Raw genomic sequence first — 24,019 nt, 5'->3', positions numbered from 1 at the left:
CCCTAAACATCCTCACGTTTCAACGGCAAAGCTGTTAGAGGAAAAGCAGAACAAACGTTCACCTTAACAGGGGTAGTCCCTTGGAGTAAACTCTAGAAAGTGAAATCTCTGATTATTTCTCCAATATTTTCTTTTTTCTGATGATATCGAATCATAGTCTACATCCCCTTGTAAACCAAAATATTCTAAAATTATTTTTCTCGATTCCGACTCTCCCTTTGGAAAAATCGAGAAATCAGGTCTATAGCTTCTCCCATTCCAGAGATATTCTTTTTCATAGAGATATGGCAAGTTATGCTCAAATAGAAAATTGGCAATTGTCTTCTCACCAAATGACTTATAGTGCCTTCCGTCTAATGCAAGCTTGGGTAGAGATCGTCGATACCTTAAAAATTCCTTTGGCTCTTTATTGAACCCGCCTTTTTCTATTGTTTCCCAGTCCCTCTTAAACCTAGCCATCATCAGCTTTTTAATTCGTTCATATATTTGAGGATCACGAAGGTGATCGTAAATTACCTTCTGTATTAACCGACTTTGCTCTTGCCCGCCATCCGGATTGTCGTAACAAAGCTCACCAGTCTTTGTTGCTATTGCGTAGGCTAACGCATGAAATGTCATGACGTGCGGAAGAGTATCTGTAAGCTGTTCCTTTAAATCTTCTTCTATTTTCTGGCTAGCAGAGCGGTTAAATGCAAGAAGCAAAATGTCGTTTGGAGAAACTCCACAGTGTTTTTGGAGAAACAGGGCACGACTCACTAGTGTCGTTGTTTTACCACTGCCCGCCCTCGCCACAACTTGAACATTCTTGTTCAGAGTACAGATAGCTTCTGACTGCTGTAGATCGGGATTATCTTTAATATTCGTTCGATTTTGGATGTAGTTCTGGATGAATTTGACTTTTAGATCACGGTATTCTCGCTTTGAAATAAACCTTCTATGATGTCGCTCATAAAACAAGTCTGAAGACAAGAAATCCTGTGATAACTTCTCTTCTAATAAATGAACAGATTTGCCGCGTTCTCTGGACACATACAACAAAACCCACTGAGATACTTTATCTTGTAGCTCTTCTTGTTCCTCCAGAGTCGTGTTCTTGATTATCTTTATGAAAACATCAATGGCTTCATGATTGGGATTTTCCTCTGTTCCCATCAGATGCTGGATTTTATCTAGATTTCTGAGCTGAAACTTTACATTAAAAAGGTAGAAAATTTTAGGATGAAATTTAACTTTATCCGATATATCTCTGAGAAACTCGTAGTTACCCTTTGGTAGTCGATCTAGTAGGTTTTTGATCTCATCAATACAGGCACTATCCTTTCCATCATACGTGTGGGACAGATGTAGAACCCTTTCTCTAACTTGTTCAACATTCAATTCCATATCACTAAACCAAAAAAATGACAGAACGTGAGCCTGGATGAGCTATTGGATAAGCTTCTTAGGTGCTAAAAATGTGATCGCCAGGGGAAATAAACGAGCAGTTGGATTGGCAAATCGCGCTCGAATCGCTGCGGTTTCCTGCTCAATTTCGTCAGGAATCTGGTCTAAGCGAGCTTGCAGGCTGGAGCGGTTGCGATCGTACTGAGCCCGCTCAGTATCGCTAAAAATGCTGAGCTGTTGAGGTTTTTCCGCTTCCGTTAACTCCGCCAAAATGCTCTGCCGCAGCTCATTCATAATCGCGGTGATATCAGCCACCTCCTTCTCACAGCGCTCCTGTAAAGCCTTTTCCAGAGAAGCCGTTCGCTCCGCCTGCCGCACCTCCAGGCTTTGCATCAGTGAGTCGGCATAGTTATCCCAGATATCGACTAATTGCTGCTTCATGCGATCGGGTACCGGATCAGGCAGCACCGCATCGAGAGCCTGCCGCATCGCTAGCAAACTCTTGAATCGGCTAAAGCGTCCCTCGCGCAAGACCCCACCGGCAGTAATCACTTCCTCATGGAGGCGCTGCTGATCGCCGCCCAAGACCAGCAACCGTCCATAGGCCACCACCGCCGGAGTCTCCAATACCGAGCTTTCCACCACTCGCGCCGTTACCCGATGCAGGGATTTGTTCACCCCACTGGCCCAAACCTCTGCCCGCAACAGCCGCAGACACATCTGCACTAGCCGATGATTCAGGTGAACCAGCACCACATCATCCCGGCCGCGCGCCCGATCTGGATCAAATACCAAAGGCCGAATTTCGCCCGTGTGGGGATGGGCCAAGCCCTGACCGCAGGCCGCCCAACTCCCCTGCATTGGGGGTAAGTGGTAAACGCCTGGTTGATTCACAACGGCTTGCAATGGTGGCTGCTGCGCGACCTCTAGACCGACTCGCACCACTGACTCAATGTGGTCCGGCGTCAGCCGCAAATTAGTGCGCGTCTCTTGGAGCTGCTCCTTCAGTTTCTCAATCTGCTCCCGCACCTTACGCTCAAACTTCAGCAAACGTCGAATGGGCTCACTCTCTTGCTCTGCTTGAGTCGTATCCAGCGTAGTACGTCGGCCCAGCATGGCTTCTTCCACCTGAGCGGCAATCACTGGACCCACCTTACCCAGGTCTTCGCGAATGGTATTCACCTTCAGCGCGGCCCGCAGCAAAAATTCCAGATCGCCATCTAAATCGCCAGGGCGAACTCCCTGAGCATCTTGCTTCGCGTAGGACTTACCAACAAAATGGTAAATCATCACCGCATCCGCTTTCTGCCCGTGGCGATCGATCCGGCCATTGCGCTGCTCCATGCGGTTGGGATTCCAGGGAATTTCGTAATGAATGAGGTTGGAGCAGTAGTTCTGTAAGTCCAGGCCCTCAGAAGCCGCGTCGGTTGCCAGCAGAATCCGCACATTGGAAATATCCGGACCTGCCTGGAAGGCCGCTTTGACCTGTTCCCGATCGTCAGAGTTCATCCCCCCATAGAGAATCATCAGGCGGTCATCTTGGACCAAACCGCGTCCCCCCAGTAGGTCAAACAGCCACTTCTGGGTCGTGCGGTACTCCGTGAAGATGATCACCCGCTGCTCAGACCACTCACCGTTAGGGCGAATATGGGTATCAATCCAGTCCAGCAAGGTCTGAGCCTTCGCATCAGGGCGGCGTGATGCCTGCTCGGCCCACTGCTGCATTTTGCTTAGCAGCGCTTGCTCCCCGTCACTCAACGGTCTGAACAGACGCGAGCTAGAATCCACCACATCATTTGTGGACTCTTCATAGATGTCGTCGTCGGCAAAGTCTTCCTCAATCTGGTCCAGCTGACGACGCAAGATGGAAACCGATGGTTTAGAGAGTTGTCGTTGCGATCGCGACTTGCCCGCCTTCAAAGTCTTCTCATGTTGCTGGAGTGTGGTGAGAAATGCCTGTGGTGAGGAGAAGAGACGCTTCTTCAACAGCTTCAGCACGAATTCGGTGGCAGTCAGCTCCACCTTGTCATCCTTGGCACCGCTGCACCGCAGCTCTGTGTAGCGTTTCAGGTCTGCATTCACCGCCTGCTCTTCAGTGGTATAGTCCACGGTCAGCGCTTCCAGCTTACGCACCGGGAACCGGGGCTTGCCGTCCCAGCGCGGCGGTAGTTCCTGCTTCAATCGACGAATCATGACCACCTGGAGCTGCTTGCGATCGGGGTCTACCCCACGGGCAAAGCGCTGGGAGTCCAGAATCTCCAGCAGGGCGGTAAAGCTCTCGGAATAACCATTGTGGGGCGTGGCGGTCAGAAAGAGCTTGTGCTCAAAATGAGGAGCCAGTAGCCGAATGGCCGCTGTCCGCTGAGAATCCACGGCATAGTTCCCCCCTGCCGAAGGCGCAATATTGTGGGCCTCATCCACAATCAGCAGGTCAAACCGACGCGGATAGATGGCTTCCCCCTCTGCCGGAAGCACCTCTCGCATCAGCCGTAGGGGGCGATCGCGCTTCAGAAAGTCGATGGAGGTAATTAGTCGCGGATAGTGCGTCCAGGGATTGACATGCAGTCCTCGACTGCGCCGCAGCTGCCGCAGCAGGTCGCTGTTAACAATGCGAAAATCCAGCCCAAACTTATCTCGCATCTGGTCTCGCCACTGCACCTACAATGACGAAGGGCAGACCACCAAAATCCGCCGCACCCGCTGCCGCAGAATCAACTCCTGGGCCACCAGTCCGGTCTCAATGGTTTTTCCTAAGCCCACATCATCAGCAATCAGCAGGTTAACCCGAGGCATTTGAATGGCCCGCACCACCGGGTCAAGCTGATAGTCCTCAATATCAATGCCGCTGCGGAAAGGGGACTGCACGTTGCGCACATCAGCGCTGGAGGCTGCCCCCCAGCGCACCGCATCGAGAAAAGCATCGAGGCGATCGGGCGCGTCAAACCCATCTGGGTAAGGCAGCTCCCGCGCTTCAAAAATCGAAGCTCCCGGTTCTAGCTCCCAAACTACTTGGAGTTCTTCTCCCAGAGCGTCATCTTCCACAGACGACAGACTTACCAGATGCTGAACGGTTTCCTGGCCGCCCAATACCGGGCTCATGGGGGACGCAGAGATGCGAATATCCGTTACCGCGAAGCGCTGCCCCCGCACCTCGACCAACTGCCCCTGCTCCGGAATCCCGCGAATCGCTTCTGCTGTCGTCATCTTCTCTTTAAGTGCTTATTCCTGTTTTTCAGTATTCCCACTCATTACCTGCGGTGCTACGACTTTAGGGCGGATAAGTTTGATTGCTCTATAGTGTGATGAATCATTCTGTTGATTTGAGGCGGCACAGCAGCGATCGTGATTCTGCCGCGGCAGAATTTTCAGGGCTTGGCTGCCGAAGATGTTCCCTCTACATTGATCCGTTGCTGATGCGTGTTCAGATTGGTCATCGTTCATTCCTTTGCACACGCATCATTCAGCCCCATGACGACAGCTTTGAGGCTACCCCTTGAAGCTCATTCTCACTTTCGCTAAGGTATTTTAAGTTAGGGAAATTAGAGCCTAATCGCAGAGCTTGGCAGCAAATTAAATAGTCTTTGAGGAAAGGGGGCCATCGTGTCCCCTTTTTTCATGGGCGTTGCCAGGGCTGTGCTGAGACCGGCTCCCTTCCATCAACCCAAATGGCCTCGCCACAGGGGCACGCCACAACTCTGAATATCACCGCAAACCCTTGTTCCTGTTTGGCTGACGCGATCGCCACCGGGACGAGGGTTTTTGCTTGCCCGCAGTTTTGACTTTTCCACAACTCAATAAAGGAGTCACTCCACCATGCCGGAAACCAAAGTTCCCGCAGGTCAACCCACTCCGGCTACTGGCTACGCCTCTCCCGAGGCGTTAGCTGGGGCTGGCTTACGACTTGTGACCAAACACGAGGCCGCCAACATGCTGGCAATGAGCCACGAGACGCTGAAAAAGCTGCGGCTCCGACCAGACTCGCCACTGATTCGGAATGTCCACTACTTCAAGCTGAACTCCCGCACCATCCGCTATAACGCGCCCCTCCTAATGGATTGGGCGATTAATCGCGATCACCCGGCGGCCCATCAGCGCACCATCGAGCAGTTCCTCGCAGCGATACCGGCTAACCAGCCGAAGAAACGGGGCCGAAAACCCGCTCGTTCTTGATGCATGTGGGCTTTCGTCGTGTGCTTCTCAATTAAACACGCATCCAACTAATTCATTTTTTACAACTCAATACTGCCCTAGCGAACCATGCTTCAGCGTTCTACTCAGCGATACCAGACGCTCAAAGCGATGCAGGCTGAACTGCAAGCGGAAATTCATCGCCTCCAGTCTCAGCTTTACTATCTCGATGCTTGGATTGACAGCAGTAAGCCAGGGGGGAATGCACGGGGGAGCCCTGCGCCTCAATATCGGCTCCGTTCTCGCCAGCCCATCTTCAACGGGCGAAAATCTCGCTATCTACGCCCTGCCGAAGTTGCCGAAGTCAGAGCCGCCATCGCCAGGGGGCGATCGCTCCAGCAACACACCCAAGCTCTGGAGCAAATAGCAGTCGAAATTCAGCAAATCGAGCACTTGGCAAAAGCCACTGGCCTCGCACTGCCTAAGCTCAACAGCTTCCAAGCTTTGACCCAGAGCAAGTCCAACGAGTGGTACACCAAACCGCGCTATATCGAACTGGCCAGAACGGTGCTGGGCGCGATCGACCTCGACCCGGCTACCTGTCCCACCGCCCAAAAGTGGATTCAAGCCACCACCTTTTACACCCAAGAAGATGACGGCTTCAATCGCTCCTGGTTTGGCTGCATGTGGCTCAACCCTCCCTACGGAGCAAAGGCTGGGACGTGGATGTTGAAAGCCATTGCCGAATATGAATCCGGCAATGTTCAAGCGGCGATTCTGCTGGTGCGAGGCGATAGCAAGGGCATGAAAGCACTCAAGGCTCAGTTCCCTTGCTGCGAACCCAATCACCGCCTCTGTTTCATCGATGCCAGTGGTCAGGAAGGCAAACGCCCTATTCCTGGCTACCACTTCTTTTACCTGGGGCCAGACGTTGACCGCTTCAAACAGGTGTTCTCCGCGATCGGCATGATCACCCAACCTGCCTAGCAACCATACAGTCTCATCCCCCTCCACATACTTGCCCTCTATCCGCTTCTAGCCAGTGATGGAGGGCTTTTCAGTCTTCTCTTTACTCAATTTCCAAAAATGAATACGCAACTGCTTATGGAATTGGTGCAGACCTGGGGTCAAGGAGGTGAGCGATGAATGCGATCGCGATCTCCCAATCCTCAAGAAAACCCTGTCCGTCATTGTCCCAAGACGAGACAGATTTCCTAGCACTGTTCACTCAAGATGGCCCACTGTTTGGAGCGATTCATGGCCCGATTCTTGCCAATGGCAAAGTTGACTGGACTTCTAGCAATACTAAATGGAAGCTCAGCCGCACAAAATTTATCGAGTGGTGGCAAGACTCTTACTATGTCATTGGCAAACGCTTCAGGTGGCTGACATCCTATGTCGTGCTCGATATCGACAAAGTTAGCCAGTACCATCCCACACATGATGAAACTGCCTTGGACAGGTTACTCAAGACCCTGGAGGATATTGGCTTAGTTCGTTCCCTCATTGTGCGCAGCAGCCAGTCAGAAGGGATTCACGTCTACTTTCCCTTTGAGAAACCCGTCAATAGCCTCCACGCGGCCAAAGTATTGGCTTCACATTTGACCCAATCAGGTTTTCAGATTCAGAATGGGCAACTCGAAATTTTCCCCAATGTCCGTCAGAGCAAAAACTTTAACGGGATTCGATTGCCACTTCAGGCCGGAAGCTATCTTCTCAATCCCATCACTCTTCAGCCTGAAACCAACAGCGCCAGAATATTCGTGCAGCAATGGCAGTGCGCGGCCAAAGGCAATGATGTTGAGACATTTATCCGGGCTCCCTGGCGTACTAAGCAAGCCCCAAGTGCATCTCTGAAATCGTCAGCGAGTCCAGTGAAACAAGGTAATAGCGTGCCTCCATTTGCTTTCACAGGATGTGGGCAAACCAACGATATTTTGGGACGGTTAACCAATTGGGGTATCGAGAAACTTAATCTGTGGGATGAGGCATTTCTAGCCCAGTGGATGAAAGGTGCTGTTCAAGCCCTTCCGGGATATGTCGAATTTGCATCACCCGACTCTAAGGAAGATATCGAACGAGGTGATTGGTGCGATCGCTGGGCCAAATGTGGGGTGGACTATCACAAGTCCTACGGTTGGCAGTATCGCCAGAAGAATCACCAACAAACAGGCCCGGTGCAAAGCTGGAACGATTATCAGCATGAGCAATCTACCACTCGTTTGCAGCGAATACTGTCAACACTCCAAGCAGAAATTGAGGCTGGCACCAGATCTGCTTATTACTCAATCTCACCCGCGATCGCTGACATTATTGACTACGCCAAAGCAACTACAGGAACAGGCTTTAGCAAAAAGACTTTGTATGCCCATAAAACTGCAACTGAAATCAAGGCCGCGATCGTTCGCCCCTTAGCTCAATCAGAGTTCAATACTCCTCCCCCCACAGTTGAAAACAACGCGACCAGGGTGTACCGACTGCCTCATAAGGATTTGAATGCGGTACACCCTAAAAATGATGCTGCTAAAAAGCCCCCTATTTCCGAAGAACAGAAACTGCCGATGGCAAATAAAACCGCTGTAGCAGGGGGAGTGATAGCCGCAAAGGCCGATGGTGAGCCTTATAGACAGCCTTCAAACCTTAGTCCAGAACAGCTCAACACTGAACTGGCTGGCTCAGTTGAAGAAAACGCCCAATCCCTTACATACAGGAGATCAGACATGACTAAACCCATTGATGAACTGGTCCAGCAACGGATCAAAAAAGATCTAGCCGCCAAAAACGGCACCCAAGCAGAAATTGCCGAGCGCCACGGTGTCTCTATCAGCACCGTCAAGCGGATCGCCAAATCGATTAGGCCCGTGACTCAGGTGGCTGAGAACATTTCAGGCGCGATCGCCCAAGGAGCCTTAGGTCAAGGAGAGGTCAGTGAACTGAACTATGGCCAGATTCTGACCCAAGTAATTATCAAGTTGGAGGCATCAATTGCTCTAGCGGAACCCAAATCCCTAGAAGCGGTGGCTTCCTGCTTAATGAAGGCATTGATATTACACCGTGAGTTCATGACTACACGGCAAGCAGTGGACTGGATTTTAGACCTTCCAGATTTCGACCCAAGGGAATTTACACGAATTCTGAAAGAAGAATACGGCAACCGCCGAGCACGACAATCAATTTGAGCATTCTGCCGCGTCAGAATTTATCGGTGCTGTTTTGCCTGCCAAATTGAGAAATAAAACCGAGGTATGAGAAATTATGCGCACGTTTGATCCGGAAAGGGCTGCAATGGCCCTAATTGATGCCCAAATGATGGGAGATAAGAAAGCTGCGGATAAATGGCATGTAACGTCTAGAACCCTTGCTAACTGGCGAAAGCGACTGAGTGAGGATTCGATATTTGCCGTTTATTTCCAGAAAAAAAAGGAGATCTGGGAAAAAGAATGGGCTAAGAGCATTCCTCCAGTCATCCATGCTGCCCTGGAATTTCTCTTGGAGGCGTTTGCTCAGGCTGACCGCACCGACCCACAGGTAATTCAAGCGGTTAACAAAGCTCTGTCCACTCTCGTAGAAGTCGAAATCACCAAGCAGGTAATTGACTTACGGTTTCAGGGATATGGCGATCGCTAGATAAGCTCCTCACCTGTAACTCACTAAATTCTGGTGTCTGAGTGTACTTAGGTGGGTGGCATTAGAACCAATCATTCGTGGCGAGTTACTACCCTCCTTAAGAATGCGCAAGGTATCCTCTTCGAAGCAATTTCGAAGCAATAAGCTATTGCCTCAATCCCTGGGTCTCAGTTGCGATAGCTTAAGCCTGTCTGCATAGTTCTTATCGATCATCTGGGTTGAAGTATCATACCATTTAGCAATCACACTGCTGGAGACACCCTTGATCAATTGAGTTGTGATGAAGGTGTCCCGACATGAATATGGAGTCGTAGCAGGTTTGATCGGATCAGCAATGGCCTTCCATGCACGTCTTGAGAAATTCCGGTAACTGATGGAATCCCCATCACTAGACTGAAAGACCAACATTTCCGGTCCAACCGCATCAGGCTTGATGGACTTGAGTAATTGTTGAACACGTTTCGATACCGCAATCTTGCGAGTGCGATTGTTCTTACTGCCCTGAGTCCTTACCCGACGATTACGAATCTGCACCAATGCCCCCTCAAAACGAATCGTTCCACAGTCATCAGAAACATGCTGCCATTGCAACCCAACGGCTTCTGATGGTCGGCAACCTGTGAAAAATAGAAACTCAGCAAAGGGAGCATAGCGACGATAATTCATCCCACTGCGATCGTCATTTTTGAAGGCATCAATCACCGCATCCCTTTCTTCCTCAGTAAAGGCATTGGGTTGAGGATCAACTTGGTATCGATGTTTAGGCATCTCATTTGCCATGCCCTCAAAGTAGTTGGCCGATACCAAGTTATGCTTCATGCCCCACTTGCAAGCCGCTGAGAGATACATCAGCGCATCCTTGGTACGGGAAAGGGTCGTCACCTGTTCCAACCGTTGTTTGACTATGAGCGGTTGATCAATAGTCACATCCCCTAACTTCTCAAACAGGGCAGTCAAATTGTCATACTTTTCACAGGTCTTTGCTTTCAGGCTGGGCTTCTTGTGATCAGCAAACTGCGTCCACAATCCCAAAACCCTCATGCTCTGAGCTTGTAGCGCTTCCACTGCCCTCAAATGAGCAGATTTAGCCTTGCCATACTTAACTAACGTGGCGTCGAACCGCTCAAAGGCAATGTCACTCTCAATCACCTTGGCTTTCGCCTCCGCTGCTTTGCGATTAGTCGATGTATCCGGCAACCCCAAAGATAGATATTTCTGCTTGCCATCAAATAGCTGTCTCGGCAACCGCAACCGCAGCCTTCCCTGATATGCCTCAATTCCGACGGTTCCCTTGGCTTTCCGAGATGTGCTTTGCATCTGACTGTGACTAAAACATCAGTTCGCATTCAATAGTCAAATCATAGTCAAACTACCCCGGAAGATACCCAACATGCCCCAATGTTCATCAGAACTTATAGAAGTAGACACACTCAAAAAGCAAGCTCTGAAAGTGTTGTAGACCTTTCAGAGCTTGCTGTGTGTACGTTTTCAGAACGATGGGCGATACTGGGTTCGAACCAGTGACCTCTTCCGTGTGAAGGAAGCGCGCTACCACTGTGCTAATCGCCCTTGATTTTATGAAGATAGCACGTTAGACCATCTTTTGCTCGATGCCTTGGCAAGCAAGAGTCGTTTTCAGGCTGAGAACGACTCTTGCAGTGGCCGCACTGGCAAGGCTTAAAGTGTCGTTTTTCGCGCCTAACACATGCTTTATGGATGCGATTATCAGCGCAAAAATGCCAGAAAATTCAACATGTAAATTGCTTGGCAACAGAAAGAAGTGACGCGATCGCCCCACCCATTACCTCCCTTGCCCCAGCCATTTAGATTAAGACTAACGCTAACCAATATTGGCATTAGGGTCGGACATGCCTTGTGCGGCTTGCAAGTGGGCCTGCACCTTTGCTTGAAATTCTTGTTTATGGATCTCCGTGCCCTGGCGTAAATTACCCGGCGTGTCAAAAAAGACCATGCTGTCTAAACTTTTGAGCGCCAACATCTGAAACAGGATGTGGGTTACGGGCGTCGGAATCGCCATGATCTGGGGATTCTTGGCCGTATTAGGATCCGATGCCGCATCTTTGAGGGTGGCAAAACCATAGAGCACGTTTTTGCGCACATTCGGTTCTAATCGGTTGCTCAAGGTCGTCATCACCCAGCTCTTACTCAGGTTTTGCAGGATGTAGTACTGTCGGTGCTTGAGGCGTTCGGCAAAGGTGAGCAGCACAGGCGCGATCGCCTCCAGCGTCGGCCCAGTCACCCCATCATTCGGCGCATTTTGCACCAGTGTTTGAATTTGCTTTTGTAAGTCTTCCATACACGCAAGGATTAAAAATCAAGCAGTGTCATGCTAAGCATGACGCAAACTAACTTAATGGTCTGGGGCGATATCACCGCTATCCCAATGTCAGCGCCCATTCATGCTATTACACTCTGCTCCTTGTGTGAGCCTTTCCCCGGTAGCTGATGGGTAGATAGTGATTTTACGTAAGTTTTCGGGCAGTCTGGAACAGAATCATTACCATTAGCCAACTACCACCCGTGTCGAAATGGCACATCAGCAGCGCACAGAATCAGCCTGTGGCAAGGGGTAACCTACCATTGCCCCATCCCAAAGCTCCTGTGTTAATGTTTGAGGGATCATCTGCATCGGGGTAGTTCTTCCGAAGCGTGGAAGTACTTTTAGAAAAAATTCACCAAGAGCTTAAGCAAGCCACACGGGCATCTGACAACAATAGTCGGACGATCGCTAAGCGTTTAACCAATGAGGTACAGCGGATCTGTACCCAAAGCCAGCGCATTCAAGATTCTGGCGAGGTTGACACGTGGGCACATAACCTCGCGATGCACCGATTCAACCAGTGTCTTAAGTATTACCGCCTGGGCTCGATCAAAGGCCGGGTAGAGCTCCACAGTACCCTAAGTGCGATCGTCTACCGATACATCTCTCTGCCCCACGCCCAGGCCAGTTATCAAGCTCGGCTCAATTTGATCGAAGACTTTCTGCAAAATTTTTATCTAGAATCGCTCAATGCCTTCCGGCGAGAAAATGAAACGGCACCGGATTACCAACCTCGCACCCTGTTAGAACTCGCCGAGTACATGGCCTTTACCGAACGCTATGGTAAACGCCGCATTCCGCTGCCGGGTCGGCGCAGCCAGCAACTGATCATTTTGCGGGCGCAAACCTTTGCCAAACAGCAGCCCCCCGAAGCCACCCTAGATATCGAAAAAGCGGCAGAAGGCGGCAGTCACGACACCGATGAAGTCCGGGATAGCCTGCCCACCAAACGCTTGCGTGAAAAACTGGTAGCCCAGCAAGATAGCCTGCCCGAAGAAGTCTTGCGAAATCGCGTCATTGAAGCCTTGCTCACCTATCTCAAGGAACGCAACCAAGAAGATTGTGCGGATTATTTCGCGCTACGGCTGCTGGATTTACCCACGACTGAAATTGAGTCGATGTTGCAGTTAACGCCGCGACAGCGTGATTATTTGCAGCAGCGCTTTAAGTATCATTTGGTACGCTTTGCGTTGTCGCACCATTGGGATATCGTCCACGAATGGCTGGAGGCCGACCTAGAGCGCAATTTAGGGTTAGCTCCCCAGCAATGGGAAGCCTTGCAGCAAGCCATCAGCGCCACTCAAGTCAAGTTGCTACAGCTCAAGCAAGATGGGTTGACCGATGCGGTAATTGCTCAGAAATTAGGCATCACCCCAACGCAGTTGCAAAAACAGTGGACCAAACTCTTGGAACAAGCTTGGGAAATCCGTAACCTTTAACTTGTCAGTCTTGATTTGAACTTGTTAGCTCAGTTTTGATTTGTCAGCTTTGATTTGAATTGTCCGGAAGGGAGTCTACCAGTAATGAAAAGTGACGCAGATACGATTCGAAGCTTTCTAATTGGGCTCTTAGAACACTTTAGCCGACTAGATGCTTCGCCATCAGGGCAGGTTGATGAGAGAACTGACACCGCTGCGCAGCCTGGGTTGGCCCCCAACTCACCAACGGCTGCGGAGATGGCATCGGCTAGTGCCTCTGATCCAGCGGTAGGGGATGCTTCGCTCGCCTCTAATCAATTTTCATCACCTGAAGTTCCCCCGATTTCTGAACTTGGAGAGTTACCTTCCGTGCAAGATCATTTTCAGACTGTGTTAAAACGCCGTCTCCAGATTGAAATTAGTCAAAATCCACCTCGGTTTCCTTGGGAGTCCCGGGTGGTGGACTACCCTGTAGAGCTGTCTGAAGCTAACACCTATCCGTGGTTAGTGCAGTTGCGATCGCTCTCTCTGCCCACCCCCTTGCCCGATGACATATTGACAGGGTTGTTAAACCGCTGCCAAGAGCTCATTACGGAGTCGCTGCAGCCCGGAGTGCAACTCGTAAAAGCAGTCGAAAATTTGTTTCCCGACCAGCCGCAGGCGATGGATCAAATTGCGGGGCTGGTGCTGGCGAATGCAACCGCGCGGAGTAGCACCGCTACCCGTGACCTGACCGCCCTGCAAGCCGCTTTCCCAGACGGGTATGATGGCGCTAATCCGCAGCAGCAAGTCACCTTAACCATGTTGGCGGCCAAAGACATTTTGGCGACGTTGACCCTGGCGTTGACCCCTCAGCAGCCGATGCAGCAGCGCCACTGGCAAACCTCCGAGGGAGCCGTCGCCATCACCGCCCAGTATGAAATGGGGACGCCGCACCAAATTAGGTTAGCGGTGGAAATGCCTTGTGCCAGTCAAATGACAATGCCGACCTTGGGGCAAACTGTCTCCCAAACGAGTCCTGGTGTCCTGAATTTGACGCTATCGGAACCGATCGCCGATACCACTTATCCGGTCGAGGTCCATTTCAGCGGCACCGAAACCGCCCCCCTCACCTTTGCGATTCGCTGGAGCAGTCCGGCTTAACGAAGTTGGTGCCAACTGTTAACTTTATCCACCGACCTGTCGTCTACGAGGGGTCGGTTTTATCATCATTGAGGGATCAAAAGGGTTGGCGAATGGTGGTGCAGAAAACTTGCCAAGATGGCCTTACTAGGGCTCGATCATGGGGCATGAGCGCGATCGCTCTTGACCTTTTGGGTGAGCTGGGATACACCTATGGCGTGGATTGCCAAAACGCATCATGAAAGCATTATTTCTGGGCATAACAAAATTGACGTTGGGGGTCTTTTTGGCCTTCATTTTGATGTCTTTGGCAGGCGTTGCCACCGCCCGTTACTTTATGGCCAAGCTTTCAGTTTTGCCGCCCAAACCAGTGTATGAAAATGATGTCGCGCTCCAGGTCGAAGCGGCTAATGCCCAGCCTGAGGCACCGCCCGCCCCTGTCGAGACGCCCCCAGTGGTCGCCCCCGCTGAGGAGCTGCCGCCTGACGCCTATTTGGCCGTGGTCGTGCAGCCGATTGGTTTGGTGGTGCGCTCTGGCCCCGGGGCAGAGAATCCCCAACTTGCCGGAGTTGATTATCAGGATCAAGTCATTGTGCTAGAAACCGATGACTCGGACAGCTGGCTCAGAGTTCGCGTACAGGCAACCGGGCAAGAGGGCTGGGTCAAAGCAGGCAACACCGAAGCCGTGAATGAGCCGCCCCCATAAGGAATGGGTTGGGCCATCACACCCTGGTGACGGTCGTGAATGAGTCGCCGGGGGCATGGGGCACGGCGTCAGTTCCGCGTCGGGGATATGACAAAAATGGAAAATTGCCGGGCGAGGTTTATAGAACGCCCAAACTCCAAGCTTTCTGAGCCTTGAAGAACGCTCGCAAAATGGAATTAGCTTTGCTTAAAATGAGGCCCTGTTCTGGGCTGGGCTGGTGGTTACGGCCAGTTATTTTGAGCTTGTTGCCAAACGTATTCGGCCAGTTGATCAATTTCGGCAGTGGTGAGGCGATCGCGATATGCCGACATGGCCCCTTTGCCATTCGTGATCAGGTCAGCGATCGCGGCAACCGAGTCCACCCCGTTGCGTTGCAAAGCTCGCTGCTTCAGCGTTTTGCGGCGTCGCACAATGTTGCCCCCACCGACGTGACAGCCTGCACAATTAGCTTCAAACAGCGCGGGGGCCGAGACCTCCGCCACATTTTCGACAGGCGTAGCCGTGGCTAAGGGCATCCATAGCAGCCAACTACACAGCAGACTGAGTAGCCAGAGTCCGAGTCGGGACCGCGATCGCACCATCATGATTCCACTTCGTTACGCCAGTTGACTGTCTGTATTGTAATGAGGCCAGTGCCGATGTAAAAACGTTGTCATCGCCCGACTGCTCAAGGGACGACTAAACCAATAGCCCTGCATCTGTTGACAGCCTAAGCTACTCAGGTAATCAGCTTGGGCGGCGGTTTCGACGCCTTCGGCCACCAGCCCCAATTGCAGAGCCTGTCCCAGGGCCACCACCGCCTTCAGCATCGCCATATCTTGCGCATCGTCGGGAATATCCTTGACGAAAGATCGATCGATTTTCAACCCGTGAAACGGCAGCATCTTCAAATAATTGAGCGACGAATAGCCTGTGCCAAAGTCATCCATCACCAAACGGATCCCCAATTGACGCAGTTGTTTCAGCGTCGCGATGGAAACCTCCAAGTTCGATAAGGCCGCCGTTTCAGTCACCTCTAGCTCCAGCGACTGCGGGGCGAGGTCAAAGGCCATCAGCACCTGTTCCACGTCTTGCACCAGGGTCGCATGGTGGAGCTGCCGCGCCGATAAATTGACAGCGATTTCAAGATCTGGAAAGCCTTGCTCTTGCCAGATTTTCAGCTGACAGCAGGCTTGCTTCAGCACCCAGTCGCCGAGGGGAACAATCAGGCCGATTTCCTCCGCGACCGGAATAAACTGATTCGGCATCACATCCCCTAGTTCTGGGCTGTGCCAGCGGAGCAACGCCTCAATCCGGCAAATGCGACCCTGGCCAACATCGATCTGGGGTTGAAAACAGAGACGAAACTCTTCGCGCTGTAGCGCTTGGTGTAAGTGTTTTTCGAGGAGGAGCTGCTGCGAGGCGTGGGAACTCAGGATCGATGTGTAGAAGCGATGGGTATTACGACCGTCGGCTTTGGCCGCGTACATGGCGGCATCGGCGTTTTGCAAGAGGGTGGTGACGCTGTCGCCATCTTGCGGAAAGACCGCGATCCCGATACTGCCGGTCACGTAAAGTTCGTGCTGCTCAATCAGAAAGGGGGGTTTGAGGTTTTGGGCCAGACGCTCTGCGACTCGACTGGCTTCGTCCAGACTGTCAATGCTCGGCAAAATTAGCGTGAATTCGTCGCCGCCCCAGCGGGCCAGTAAATCTTCGTGACGCAGACCGTCGCTTAATCGTTGGGTGGCCTGCACCAGGAGTTGATCGCCGATCGCATGGCCGAGGGTGTCATTGATATTTTTGAACCGATCGAGGTCTAAAAACATGACGGCGGCCATGGTTTGGCGACGGCGGGCGGTGGCAATGATGAGCGGCAGTTCTTGGTTAAAGGCGGTGCGATTAGGCAAGCCCGTGAGGGGATCATGAAATGCCTGATACCGCATCTGGGCTTCCGTGTGCTGGCGCTTCAAGGCTCCGCCGATACTGGCGGCGATCGTCACCAGTATCGATTCTTCACTCGGGCTCCAGTCACGATCAGGATGGCAAGCGTCGAAACCGATGTAGCCCCATAGGTCTTGATCGATAAAAATCGGCACCATCAAAATTGAGGCGATCGCATCCCGTCCCAGCAAGGCTTGCTCTGGGGCGGGCAACGTGCTGACCTGCCCCCGAATGGCTTGCCCCGCCTGAAAGGCGCGATACCAGCGAATGAGTCCATGCTCGCTATAGCGTTGGTTTTGCCAGTGGGGTTGACCAATGCTGGGGGCAATATTTCCCTGCGTCCATTCATAGCGCATGCTCATGCAGGGCTCTCCCGACACCGGATGGGCATGATTTTCGTAAATGTAGACGCGATCGGCAGCGGCGGCCTGTCCCAGGGTGGCCAGCATTTTATCGATCGATTCTTCTAAGTTGAAATTGGTGAGCAGTTGTTGGCTAGCTTGCGCCACGCCCTGCAGCAGGCGATCTCGCCGATGCAGTTCAATTTCCGCCTGCTTGCGCTGGGTGATGTCTTCGACGGTGCCCTCAAACCCAATGATCTGTCCTCGGGCGTCACAAATCGTGCGGGCTGATTCCGAAATCCAGATAATGCTGCCGTCTTTTTTGTACACTGCCGACTCATAGCCAATCACCGCGCCGTCACTGACCATGTGCTCGACAAAGGTGTGCCGCTGTTGAGCATCCACATAGAGCTCGGTTTCAATGTCGGTCAGACTCGTGATCAAGTCGGTGGGAGAGTCATAGCCGTAGATCTTGGCCAACATCGGGTTGACCGTAGTGTAGTGACCATCCGTCGTGGTTTGAAAAATGCCTTCAACAGCGTTTTCAAAAATGCTGCGATATTTGCTTTCGGCCTGTTGCCGGGACTGCTCCGCTTGTAGGCGCTCCATCGCCACCGCGATCGCGTTCGCCGCGACCCGCAGCAACGTCACCTCTGACGGCGACCACTTGCGGGCCACTTGGCAATTACTAAACCCAACGAAGCCATTGAAGCGACCCTGTATCATCAACGGCAGCAACAAAATCGATTGCACATTCGACGGGGCAACCCCTAACACCGCACGCATAGCGGCCGGAAATTCATCCACCGTCTGATTGATGCAATCGCCCTGTTCCAATTCAGCAGCCCAGCTAGCCAAGGCTCCATCTCGATCAAACACGGCCACTTGGGGATCGCCAAATGTGGAGGGCGTCTTGGCATCCGTCCACTGCGCCGTTTGCAGTAAACGGCGCAGGTCGTGGTCATCGACGATATAAAGGATGCAGCGATTCGCCCCGGTGGCGGTGGCCAACGGTTCTAGGGTGGCCTCAAACCGCTCATGGTTCCAAGTGTCGTCTAAATCGAGTAGCTGTCGCTGTAACTCGACGAGGGCGGTTAAATATTGTTCGCGACGGTTGAGACTTTGCTGAAACTCGATGCGATCGCTCACATCTTCTAAACTGCCCAACACCCCCACAACCTGCTGCTCAGCATTGTGGATGGGAAATTTGCTGACATTGATCCAGCGGGTTGTGGTGTTCCGTGTCTGCTGTTCCAAGACATTCAGCTCGGGCCAATTACTCGCCATTACCTGACGATCTTGTTGCTGAAAGGCTTGGGCCTCTTGGGATGAGTAAGGGGGTAGCTCAAAATCTGTGTTGCCAATGACATCCGCCGGGGTAGCCAGCCCCAAACTCTCGGCAAAAGCCTGGTTGCAGCCCAGATAGACACAATTTTGGTCTTTCCAAAACAATCTTTGCGGAATGCTATCGAGCACCAAATTGAGCAACTTTTCTCGGTTGATCAGAGCCGCTTCAGCCTCAACGGTTTGCGTCACGTCACGAGATACGGCGATAACCTGTGCCGCCTCATGACAGCTGGGCTGATCCACCATGCAGCTAATCGTTTCAAACCAGCGATAGGAGCCATTGCAATGCCGCATCCGAAACCGCAGAGGCTGCACGGTTTGGCGGCATAAAAACTGGCGGTAGTAACGCCTGACCCGCCGATGATCCTGCGGATGCACCAGCCAGATCGGGGACTGACCCACCAGGTCCGCAGCGGCATATCCCAGCAAATTACGACAGCCGGAAGAGAGGTACTGAATGGTGCCGTTCAGGTCGTGTTGTGAAATGAGGTCAAGGGAGCGCTCGGCCAGCATGCGGTAGCGCGTTTCACTCTCACGCAAAGCCGCTTCGGTTTGCTTCAGGGTAGAAATATCGATGATGAACCCCTCTAAGCCAATCGGGTGCCCCTGACTGTCAAAGGTGCCCTGCCCTTTCTCCCAAACCCACTTGATGTCGCCGTTGCGGGTGAGGAGACGATATTCGACCTCGTAAAATTGCTCAGCCGAAAGCGCCTGCTGGATGGTTTCCAGGACCCGAGGCAGGTCGTCGGGATGGGTGATGTCGTTGTAGGTGATCTGCCCGGCGTCGGTGGTGAGGTCGGCGTGGTGATAGCCGGTGAGGCGTAGACAACCGTCGCTCAGCGATCGCATCGTCCAATCCGGTGGCCCTTTGGCGGTAAACACGATTCCCGGCAAGGTATTCATCAACCGCTGCAGGTATTGCTGGTGGGTCAATAGTTCCGCTTCGGTGCGCTTGAGCCGCAAGATGGCTCCCAAATGGGCGGCAACCGCTTCGACTAAATGAATCTGGAGGCGATCGCAGTCCCGCGCCTCACTCATCAAAAACACCAGCACCATGAGGGTGTCATCGTCCAGCGTGACGGGAACACCCACCGCCGCCCTCAAGCCACATGCCGCCGCCGCCTCGCGCCGTTGAAACAAGTGCAACGAAGTATCCGAAACATCAGCGATCCACTCCGTCTGTCCCGAGTGATAAACGCGCCCTGGCAGACCTACCCCCGGCCCAAACGTCCACGCCGTACTCGCTTGGCTGAAGACATGGTATTTCTGATGTGATGCAAACCAGACCCCACTATGCCGCAGCGATGTGGGGCCTGAGGGCAACCACACCTCCCCATAAACCCACTCCGTATGGCTACAAACCAGCTCTAACAAGCAAGTCAACGCCGATTCGAAATCCGTGGCTTTACTAACCTCAACTGAAATCAGTTGTAACAGGGTCAAGGCTTCTGGATTGATGGCCAGAAAGTTGTTTGGTGACGGCAGAGGTGATGTTGCGCGGGAGGAATGAGCCATCTAAAGATTCAGAAAAGAACAGCAAATACCAATGAGAGGGCAACACATGTTGAAACCAGATGTCAGAGGATCGACGCCCTGCAACTGGATCGATGTTTGCTGTTGAAATGACCGGGAGCGATCGCCGCGAACGTCGCTGCTGACGACAGCTCCCCCGATTGCTCCAATTCTATCTAACAGAGATTTCTATGACTAACATGCCCAAACCAACGCCCGTTTGCTTCGTTATGGTTCGGGGTCGACCGTCCCCGCTGGTGAGCCTCGCGCAGCGGTTCTCTTTTCACCTGATGCGATCGCCCTCGGGGAGAATTTGCCCTCAGGGCTGAATGCAAACTGAGAATCGCTGAGGTTTTTCTCTCGACCAGACTTTTACAACTCAAACGTGGCAGGATAACAACAAAGTCGCCGATTACTGCCGAATGTCTTGCTGATGAAAAAGTCATTTCGCCGCATATTAGGCATTGTCGTCGGCTTCATTAGTGTTCTTCTCGTTCCTGTAATGGCCCAAGCCACCTGGCAACACCCCCCCAAGCCCATCGCCGCCATGTTGGATACACCTTGGTATCCCGGCGTGATCATTTCCCCCAATCAGCAATGGCTCGCCCGTCTGCATCGCCCTGCTTTGACGCCGCTGGCTGAGTTGGCCCAACCCCGGCTAGCGTTGGCGGGATTGCAGCTCAACCCAACCTTGAGGGCTCCTGCCCAAGCCTATGGATTTGTGGGCTTAACCGTCCAAACGCTGGCCACGGGAGCGCAAACCGCGATCGCCTTGCCGCAGTCCGAGGGCATCCGCAACTTTAGCTGGTCACCCACCGGCAATTTGCTGGCCTTTACTCTCGATCAGTCCAGCGGCGTGGCGCTGTGGGTCGCCGACATGGCATCAGCCAAAGCCTGGCAACTCACCGAGCCCCGCCTCAACAACACCTACGGTGCCCCCTGCCGCTGGCTGGCGGACGATGCGGGACTGCTTTGCAAAATGGTGCCCGCTGATCTGGGGCCAGCCCCGATCGCCAGTCCAGTGCCCACAGGACCGCGCATTGAAGAAAATCTGGGTCGCACCGCCCCGGTACGCACCTACACCAACTTGCTTGAGTCGCCCGCCGACGAAGCTCTGTTTGAGCATTACCTCACGTCGGAGCTGGTGCGCGTCGATTTGCAGGGCGATCGCACGATCCTGACCGCGCCCCAACTCATCGCCTCAGCCGCCCCCTCGCCCGATGGCCAGTGGATTCTGTTGCGTACCTTGCAGCGCCCGTTTTCCTACCAGGTGCCTGCTCGCCTCTTTCCCAAACGCATTAGCGTGCTGAATCAGGCCGGTGAGGCAGTGTATCGCGTCGATGACCTGCCCCTAGCCGATGATATTCCCGTCACCTTTGATTCCGTCCGGACGGGGCGACGCACTACGGGCTGGCGCAGCGATCGCCCCGCGACCCTGTACTGGGTGGAAGCTCTGGACGGCGGTGATGCCAGCGCCGAAGTGGAGTATCGCGATGCCGTCTTTCAACTCCCCGCCCCATTTCAGCAGGAGCCTGAACTGTTGTGGCAAACCCGTCTCCGCTACAACGACATACTCTGGGGCAACGATACCTTAGCCCTCGGCATCGAAGCCTGGTATGACAGCCGTCGTGTCCGAGTTTGGCAGCTCCATCCTGCGGCCCCAGAGCAAGCGCCAGTGCTCTTGGATGACCGCGATTATCAAGACCGCTACAACGATCCCGGCCAACCGCTGACCACCCCTGGCCCTTTCCAGCGCCGGGTGCTGCGGCTATCACCTGACCAACAGAGTCTCTATCTGCGGGGGCGCGGGGCCTCGTCCGCAGGCGTGTATCCCTTTTTGGATCGCTGGCATCTCGCCACCCAGGAAAAAACGCGCCTGTGGCAAGCCGCTGACCCCTATTACGAATCCGTCGTGGCGTTGCTGAATGACCAAGCCACCCAAATCATTACCCATCGCGAATCAACGGCGGAAACCCCCAATTACTGGCGGCACGATTTGGTCACCGGGCAGACAACCGCGCTGACCGACTTTGCCGATCCCCGCCCCTGGTATCGCGACTTGGTGCCGCAGGTAATCCGCTATGAACGGGCCGATGGGGTGCTGCTGTCGGCGACGGTGTACCTGCCACCGGGACACGATCCGGCGGTGGATGGCCCACTGCCGACCCTCCTCTGGGCTTATCCCGAAGAGTTCAAAAGCCGGGATGCGGCCTCACAGGTCACTACGGCGGAAAATGCGTTTCGCCGTCCCTATGCCTATGATCCCCGCTTTTTGTTGACCCAGGGCTATGTGGTGGTGATGGGGCCAACCATGCCGATCATTGGCGAAGGCGACGCCGAGCCGAATGACACCTACGTGCAACAACTGACGCAAAGCGCTGAAGCGATAGTGAATTACCTGGTCGAACAAGGCATCAGCCAGCGCGATCAACTCGCGATCGGCGGCCATTCCTACGGGGCGTTTACTGCCGCTAACCTGCTGGCCCATACTGATTTATTCCAAGCCGGGATTGCCAATAGCGGGGCCTACAACCGCAGCCTGACGCCCTTTGGCTTTCAGGGCGAGCAGCGCACCTTCTGGAACGCGATCGACACGTATTTGAACATGTCGCCCTTTACCCATGCGGCAAAGATTAATGAACCGCTGCTCTTAATTCACGGGGCCAATGACGAAAATGCGGGTACCTATCCGATTCAGAGTGAACGGCTGTATGGCGCGATGAAAGGGCTAGGAGGCACCGTCCGCTGGGTCGAGTTGCCCTTAGAGGGACACGGCTACCAATCGCGAGAAGCGGTCGGCCATGTGCTGTGGGAGATGGATCGGTGGTTGGCGACGTATCTCAAACTGGGCGATCGCCCCCAAACTACTCCGGATCAAACGGGTCAACCCGAGGCGATCGCGCCCTGATTGACCGCGTAATATTCCGTACAGGCTGGAAACATGTCGGCATGTCGAACTACAATGCCTCACAGGTTAGACAGTCAGGCGAATCAGCGCTGGAAGTTTGCGCCTCGCAACTCACCTGACTAAACCACAGGATGCCACTGCTAGCGAACCGTTCCCTTTTTTGATATGAGTGCAGGAGTGTGACAGAAGCCGCAACGTCTGCTCAGGAAGTGTCTCCACCTGGTGGAGACGATCACAAAATCATTGCCGATCTAAAAGTGAGTTCGGCTGACCGCATCTTGTTTTACCTAGCCATCAGCGTGATGAAGCTAGGCGGGCATCGCTATGGCTCGTTTCTCGAAGCCGCCAATACCGCTGCCAAGTTGGCCATTTACTCGTCCTATTTAGAACAGGGCAACAACATTCGCAAAACCAGCTTTTTGCATCATGTTGAACCGAAGCGGGTGCGGGCGATCATCAAAGAGGTCGAAGCCCTCAAAGCCGCTGGCAAATCCCTCACGAGCCTCAGTGATCAAGAGCCCTACTACCTCATTGGGCTTCCCTTTCTCTGGCAAGAAAAATATCCCTGGGCAGCAGGGCAATGCCGCCTGAATAATCACCATCTCAGCGCCAAAGAGCATGAAACCTTATATGCTCAATTGCCTGCGGATTTGCCCTCAGCCCGGTTTTTAGACCTGCTGGAGTTCTTAGATCTCATCAAGCTACTGCACGAAAAGTCGCAAGTGGAATATCCCCCGGGTCGTCAGATGCCGCTGAGTGAGGCGCTTACTGAGCACATTAAGTTTCGGCTGCTGCATTCTGGCACCGTCACCCAGGTGGATATCCCCTTTTTATCGATCCCCATTTTTGCGCTGACTCGCACCCACTACGCTCCCAAAGGTCAACGGGAACGGGTCTTCACCATGATTGATGACCTGGCTCGCTTTGGGAAGCTCATGCAAGATTGGGTTGTCGAACAGCCTGATGTGCTGCGGGGCCTAGAAGTATTTGATGTCGCCCCAGAGCAGCGAGAACAAGCCCTCGCGGAACTCGACGCTATGCTCAAAGCCTGGGCTGATAAATATCACCATGAGGGCGGTCACCCGATGATTTTGCAACTCGCTGCCGGTACCCGCGATCCTGGCGAGGCCTAAACTTGACCACGACTCATCGAAGCCAACTTCATTAACTCGGTTTCGTTACCTCCTGGGACCAGCCCTCTAAAGGTGTTTTCAATACCGCTTAATAATTGCTGTCACTCAGCCCGAGAGGAAGACGGAGCTAGTG

At 53.1% G+C, this 24,019-nt stretch carries 14 protein-coding genes, 1 tRNA gene and 1 pseudogene; 9 read left to right on the top strand and 7 right to left on the bottom strand.

The features are described 5' to 3' along the window. Window positions 1–63: 63 nt before the first annotated feature. Entirely contained in the window at window positions 64–1,383 is a 1,320-nt protein-coding gene (locus JUK32_RS03225) for a UvrD-helicase domain-containing protein (RefSeq protein ID WP_204137411.1), read from the bottom strand. A gap of 42 nt (window positions 1,384–1,425) precedes the next feature. After that, a pseudogene (drmD, locus tag JUK32_RS03220) lies at window positions 1,426–4,587 on the bottom strand (DISARM system SNF2-like helicase DrmD). 609 nt (window positions 4,588–5,196) lie between these two features. On the opposite strand from drmD, the gene JUK32_RS03210 reads away from it, so the two are divergent. The 4 genes from JUK32_RS03210 (at window position 5,197) to JUK32_RS03195 (ending at window position 9,138) form a co-directional block, all read left to right on the top strand. After that, window positions 5,197–5,553: a hypothetical protein gene (locus JUK32_RS03210; protein WP_239112283.1), complete on the top strand. Its 357-nt coding sequence runs from the start codon at window positions 5,197–5,199 to the stop codon at window positions 5,551–5,553. An 87-nt stretch (window positions 5,554–5,640) separates the two neighbouring features. Further along, entirely contained in the window at window positions 5,641–6,498 is an 858-nt protein-coding gene (locus JUK32_RS03205) for a DNA N-6-adenine-methyltransferase (protein WP_204137408.1), read from the top strand. Between the two features lie 155 nt (window positions 6,499–6,653). After that, window positions 6,654–8,690, top strand: coding sequence for a transposase family protein (locus JUK32_RS03200; protein WP_204137407.1), 2,037 nt, complete (start codon window positions 6,654–6,656; stop codon window positions 8,688–8,690). Between the two features lie 76 nt (window positions 8,691–8,766). Next, window positions 8,767–9,138 (top strand): hypothetical protein, encoded by a 372-nt coding sequence (locus JUK32_RS03195; RefSeq protein WP_204137406.1) that lies wholly within the window; start codon window positions 8,767–8,769, stop codon window positions 9,136–9,138. 153 nt (window positions 9,139–9,291) lie between these two features. On the opposite strand, the gene JUK32_RS03190 is transcribed toward JUK32_RS03195, so the two are convergent. The 3 genes from JUK32_RS03190 to JUK32_RS03180 all read right to left on the bottom strand — a co-directional run bounded on the left by JUK32_RS03190 (window position 9,292) and on the right by JUK32_RS03180 (window position 11,455). Beyond that, on the bottom strand, window positions 9,292–10,455 hold the full coding sequence (locus JUK32_RS03190) for a tyrosine-type recombinase/integrase (RefSeq protein ID WP_204137405.1): 1,164 nt from the start codon (window positions 10,453–10,455) through the stop codon (window positions 9,292–9,294). Between the two features lie 180 nt (window positions 10,456–10,635). After that, window positions 10,636–10,707, bottom strand: a tRNA-Val gene (locus tag JUK32_RS03185). 271 nt (window positions 10,708–10,978) lie between these two features. After that, a complete protein-coding gene (locus JUK32_RS03180; protein ID WP_204137404.1) occupies window positions 10,979–11,455 on the bottom strand; it encodes a hypothetical protein in 477 nt (158 codons plus the stop codon). 353 nt (window positions 11,456–11,808) lie between these two features. Here JUK32_RS03180 and hetZ point away from each other — a divergent pair, with 353 nt between their 5' ends. The 3 genes from hetZ (at window position 11,809) to JUK32_RS03165 (ending at window position 14,725) form a co-directional block, all read left to right on the top strand. After that, entirely contained in the window at window positions 11,809–12,918 is a 1,110-nt protein-coding gene (hetZ, locus tag JUK32_RS03175) for a heterocyst differentiation protein HetZ (RefSeq protein WP_204137403.1), read from the top strand. A 348-nt stretch (window positions 12,919–13,266) separates the two neighbouring features. Further along, window positions 13,267–14,040, top strand: coding sequence for a hypothetical protein (locus JUK32_RS03170; RefSeq protein ID WP_204137402.1), 774 nt, complete (start codon window positions 13,267–13,269; stop codon window positions 14,038–14,040). A 217-nt stretch (window positions 14,041–14,257) separates the two neighbouring features. Then, the gene (locus JUK32_RS03165) at window positions 14,258–14,725 is read left to right on the top strand and encodes an SH3 domain-containing protein (RefSeq protein ID WP_204137401.1); all 468 of its coding nucleotides are present in this window, start codon (window positions 14,258–14,260) and stop codon (window positions 14,723–14,725) included. 221 nt (window positions 14,726–14,946) lie between these two features. Here the strand turns inward: JUK32_RS03165 and JUK32_RS03160 are convergent, their stop codons facing one another. Beyond that, on the bottom strand, window positions 14,947–15,306 hold the full coding sequence (locus JUK32_RS03160; protein WP_239112282.1) for a c-type cytochrome: 360 nt from the start codon (window positions 15,304–15,306) through the stop codon (window positions 14,947–14,949). Window positions 15,307–15,321: 15 nt separating this feature from the next. Beyond that, the gene (locus JUK32_RS03155; RefSeq protein WP_204137400.1) at window positions 15,322–19,848 is read right to left on the bottom strand and encodes an EAL domain-containing protein; all 4,527 of its coding nucleotides are present in this window, start codon (window positions 19,846–19,848) and stop codon (window positions 15,322–15,324) included. 430 nt (window positions 19,849–20,278) lie between these two features. Here JUK32_RS03155 and JUK32_RS03150 point away from each other — a divergent pair, with 430 nt between their 5' ends. Beyond that, the gene (locus tag JUK32_RS03150) at window positions 20,279–22,753 is read left to right on the top strand and encodes a S9 family peptidase (protein ID WP_204137399.1); all 2,475 of its coding nucleotides are present in this window, start codon (window positions 20,279–20,281) and stop codon (window positions 22,751–22,753) included. A 179-nt stretch (window positions 22,754–22,932) separates the two neighbouring features. After that, window positions 22,933–23,886, top strand: coding sequence for a heterocyst differentiation control protein (gene hetR, locus JUK32_RS03145; RefSeq protein ID WP_309224474.1), 954 nt, complete (start codon window positions 22,933–22,935; stop codon window positions 23,884–23,886). Window positions 23,887–24,019: the final 133 nt, after the last annotated feature.

Source organism: Halomicronema sp. CCY15110 (assembly GCF_016888165.1).
Classification (GTDB): Bacteria; Cyanobacteriota; Cyanobacteriia; order Phormidesmidales; family Phormidesmidaceae; genus Halomicronema.
The sequence above is the reverse complement of the archived record's forward strand: the minus strand, read 5'-3'. Positions and strand labels throughout refer to the sequence as shown.

Bases quoted from the DNA above. Each gene is read 5' to 3' on its own strand.
- JUK32_RS03165 (WP_204137401.1), top strand. From the start codon at position 14,258: ATGAAAGCATTATTTCTGGGCATAACAAAATTGACGTTGGGGGTCTTT.
- JUK32_RS03180 (WP_204137404.1), bottom strand. From the start codon at position 11,455: ATGGAAGACTTACAAAAGCAAATTCAAACACTGGTGCAAAATGCGCCG.
- JUK32_RS03225 (WP_204137411.1), bottom strand. From the start codon at position 1,383: ATGGAATTGAATGTTGAACAAGTTAGAGAAAGGGTTCTACATCTGTCC.
- JUK32_RS03155 (WP_204137400.1), bottom strand. From the start codon at position 19,848: ATGGCTCATTCCTCCCGCGCAACATCACCTCTGCCGTCACCAAACAAC.
- JUK32_RS03195 (WP_204137406.1), top strand. From the start codon at position 8,767: ATGCGCACGTTTGATCCGGAAAGGGCTGCAATGGCCCTAATTGATGCC.
- JUK32_RS03200 (WP_204137407.1), top strand. From the start codon at position 6,654: ATGAATGCGATCGCGATCTCCCAATCCTCAAGAAAACCCTGTCCGTCA.
- JUK32_RS03210 (WP_239112283.1), top strand. From the start codon at position 5,197: ATGCCGGAAACCAAAGTTCCCGCAGGTCAACCCACTCCGGCTACTGGC.
- JUK32_RS03205 (WP_204137408.1), top strand. From the start codon at position 5,641: ATGCTTCAGCGTTCTACTCAGCGATACCAGACGCTCAAAGCGATGCAG.
- JUK32_RS03190 (WP_204137405.1), bottom strand. From the start codon at position 10,455: ATGCAAAGCACATCTCGGAAAGCCAAGGGAACCGTCGGAATTGAGGCA.
- JUK32_RS03150 (WP_204137399.1), top strand. From the start codon at position 20,279: ATGAAAAAGTCATTTCGCCGCATATTAGGCATTGTCGTCGGCTTCATT.
- JUK32_RS03160 (WP_239112282.1), bottom strand. From the start codon at position 15,306: ATGGTGCGATCGCGGTCCCGACTCGGACTCTGGCTACTCAGTCTGCTG.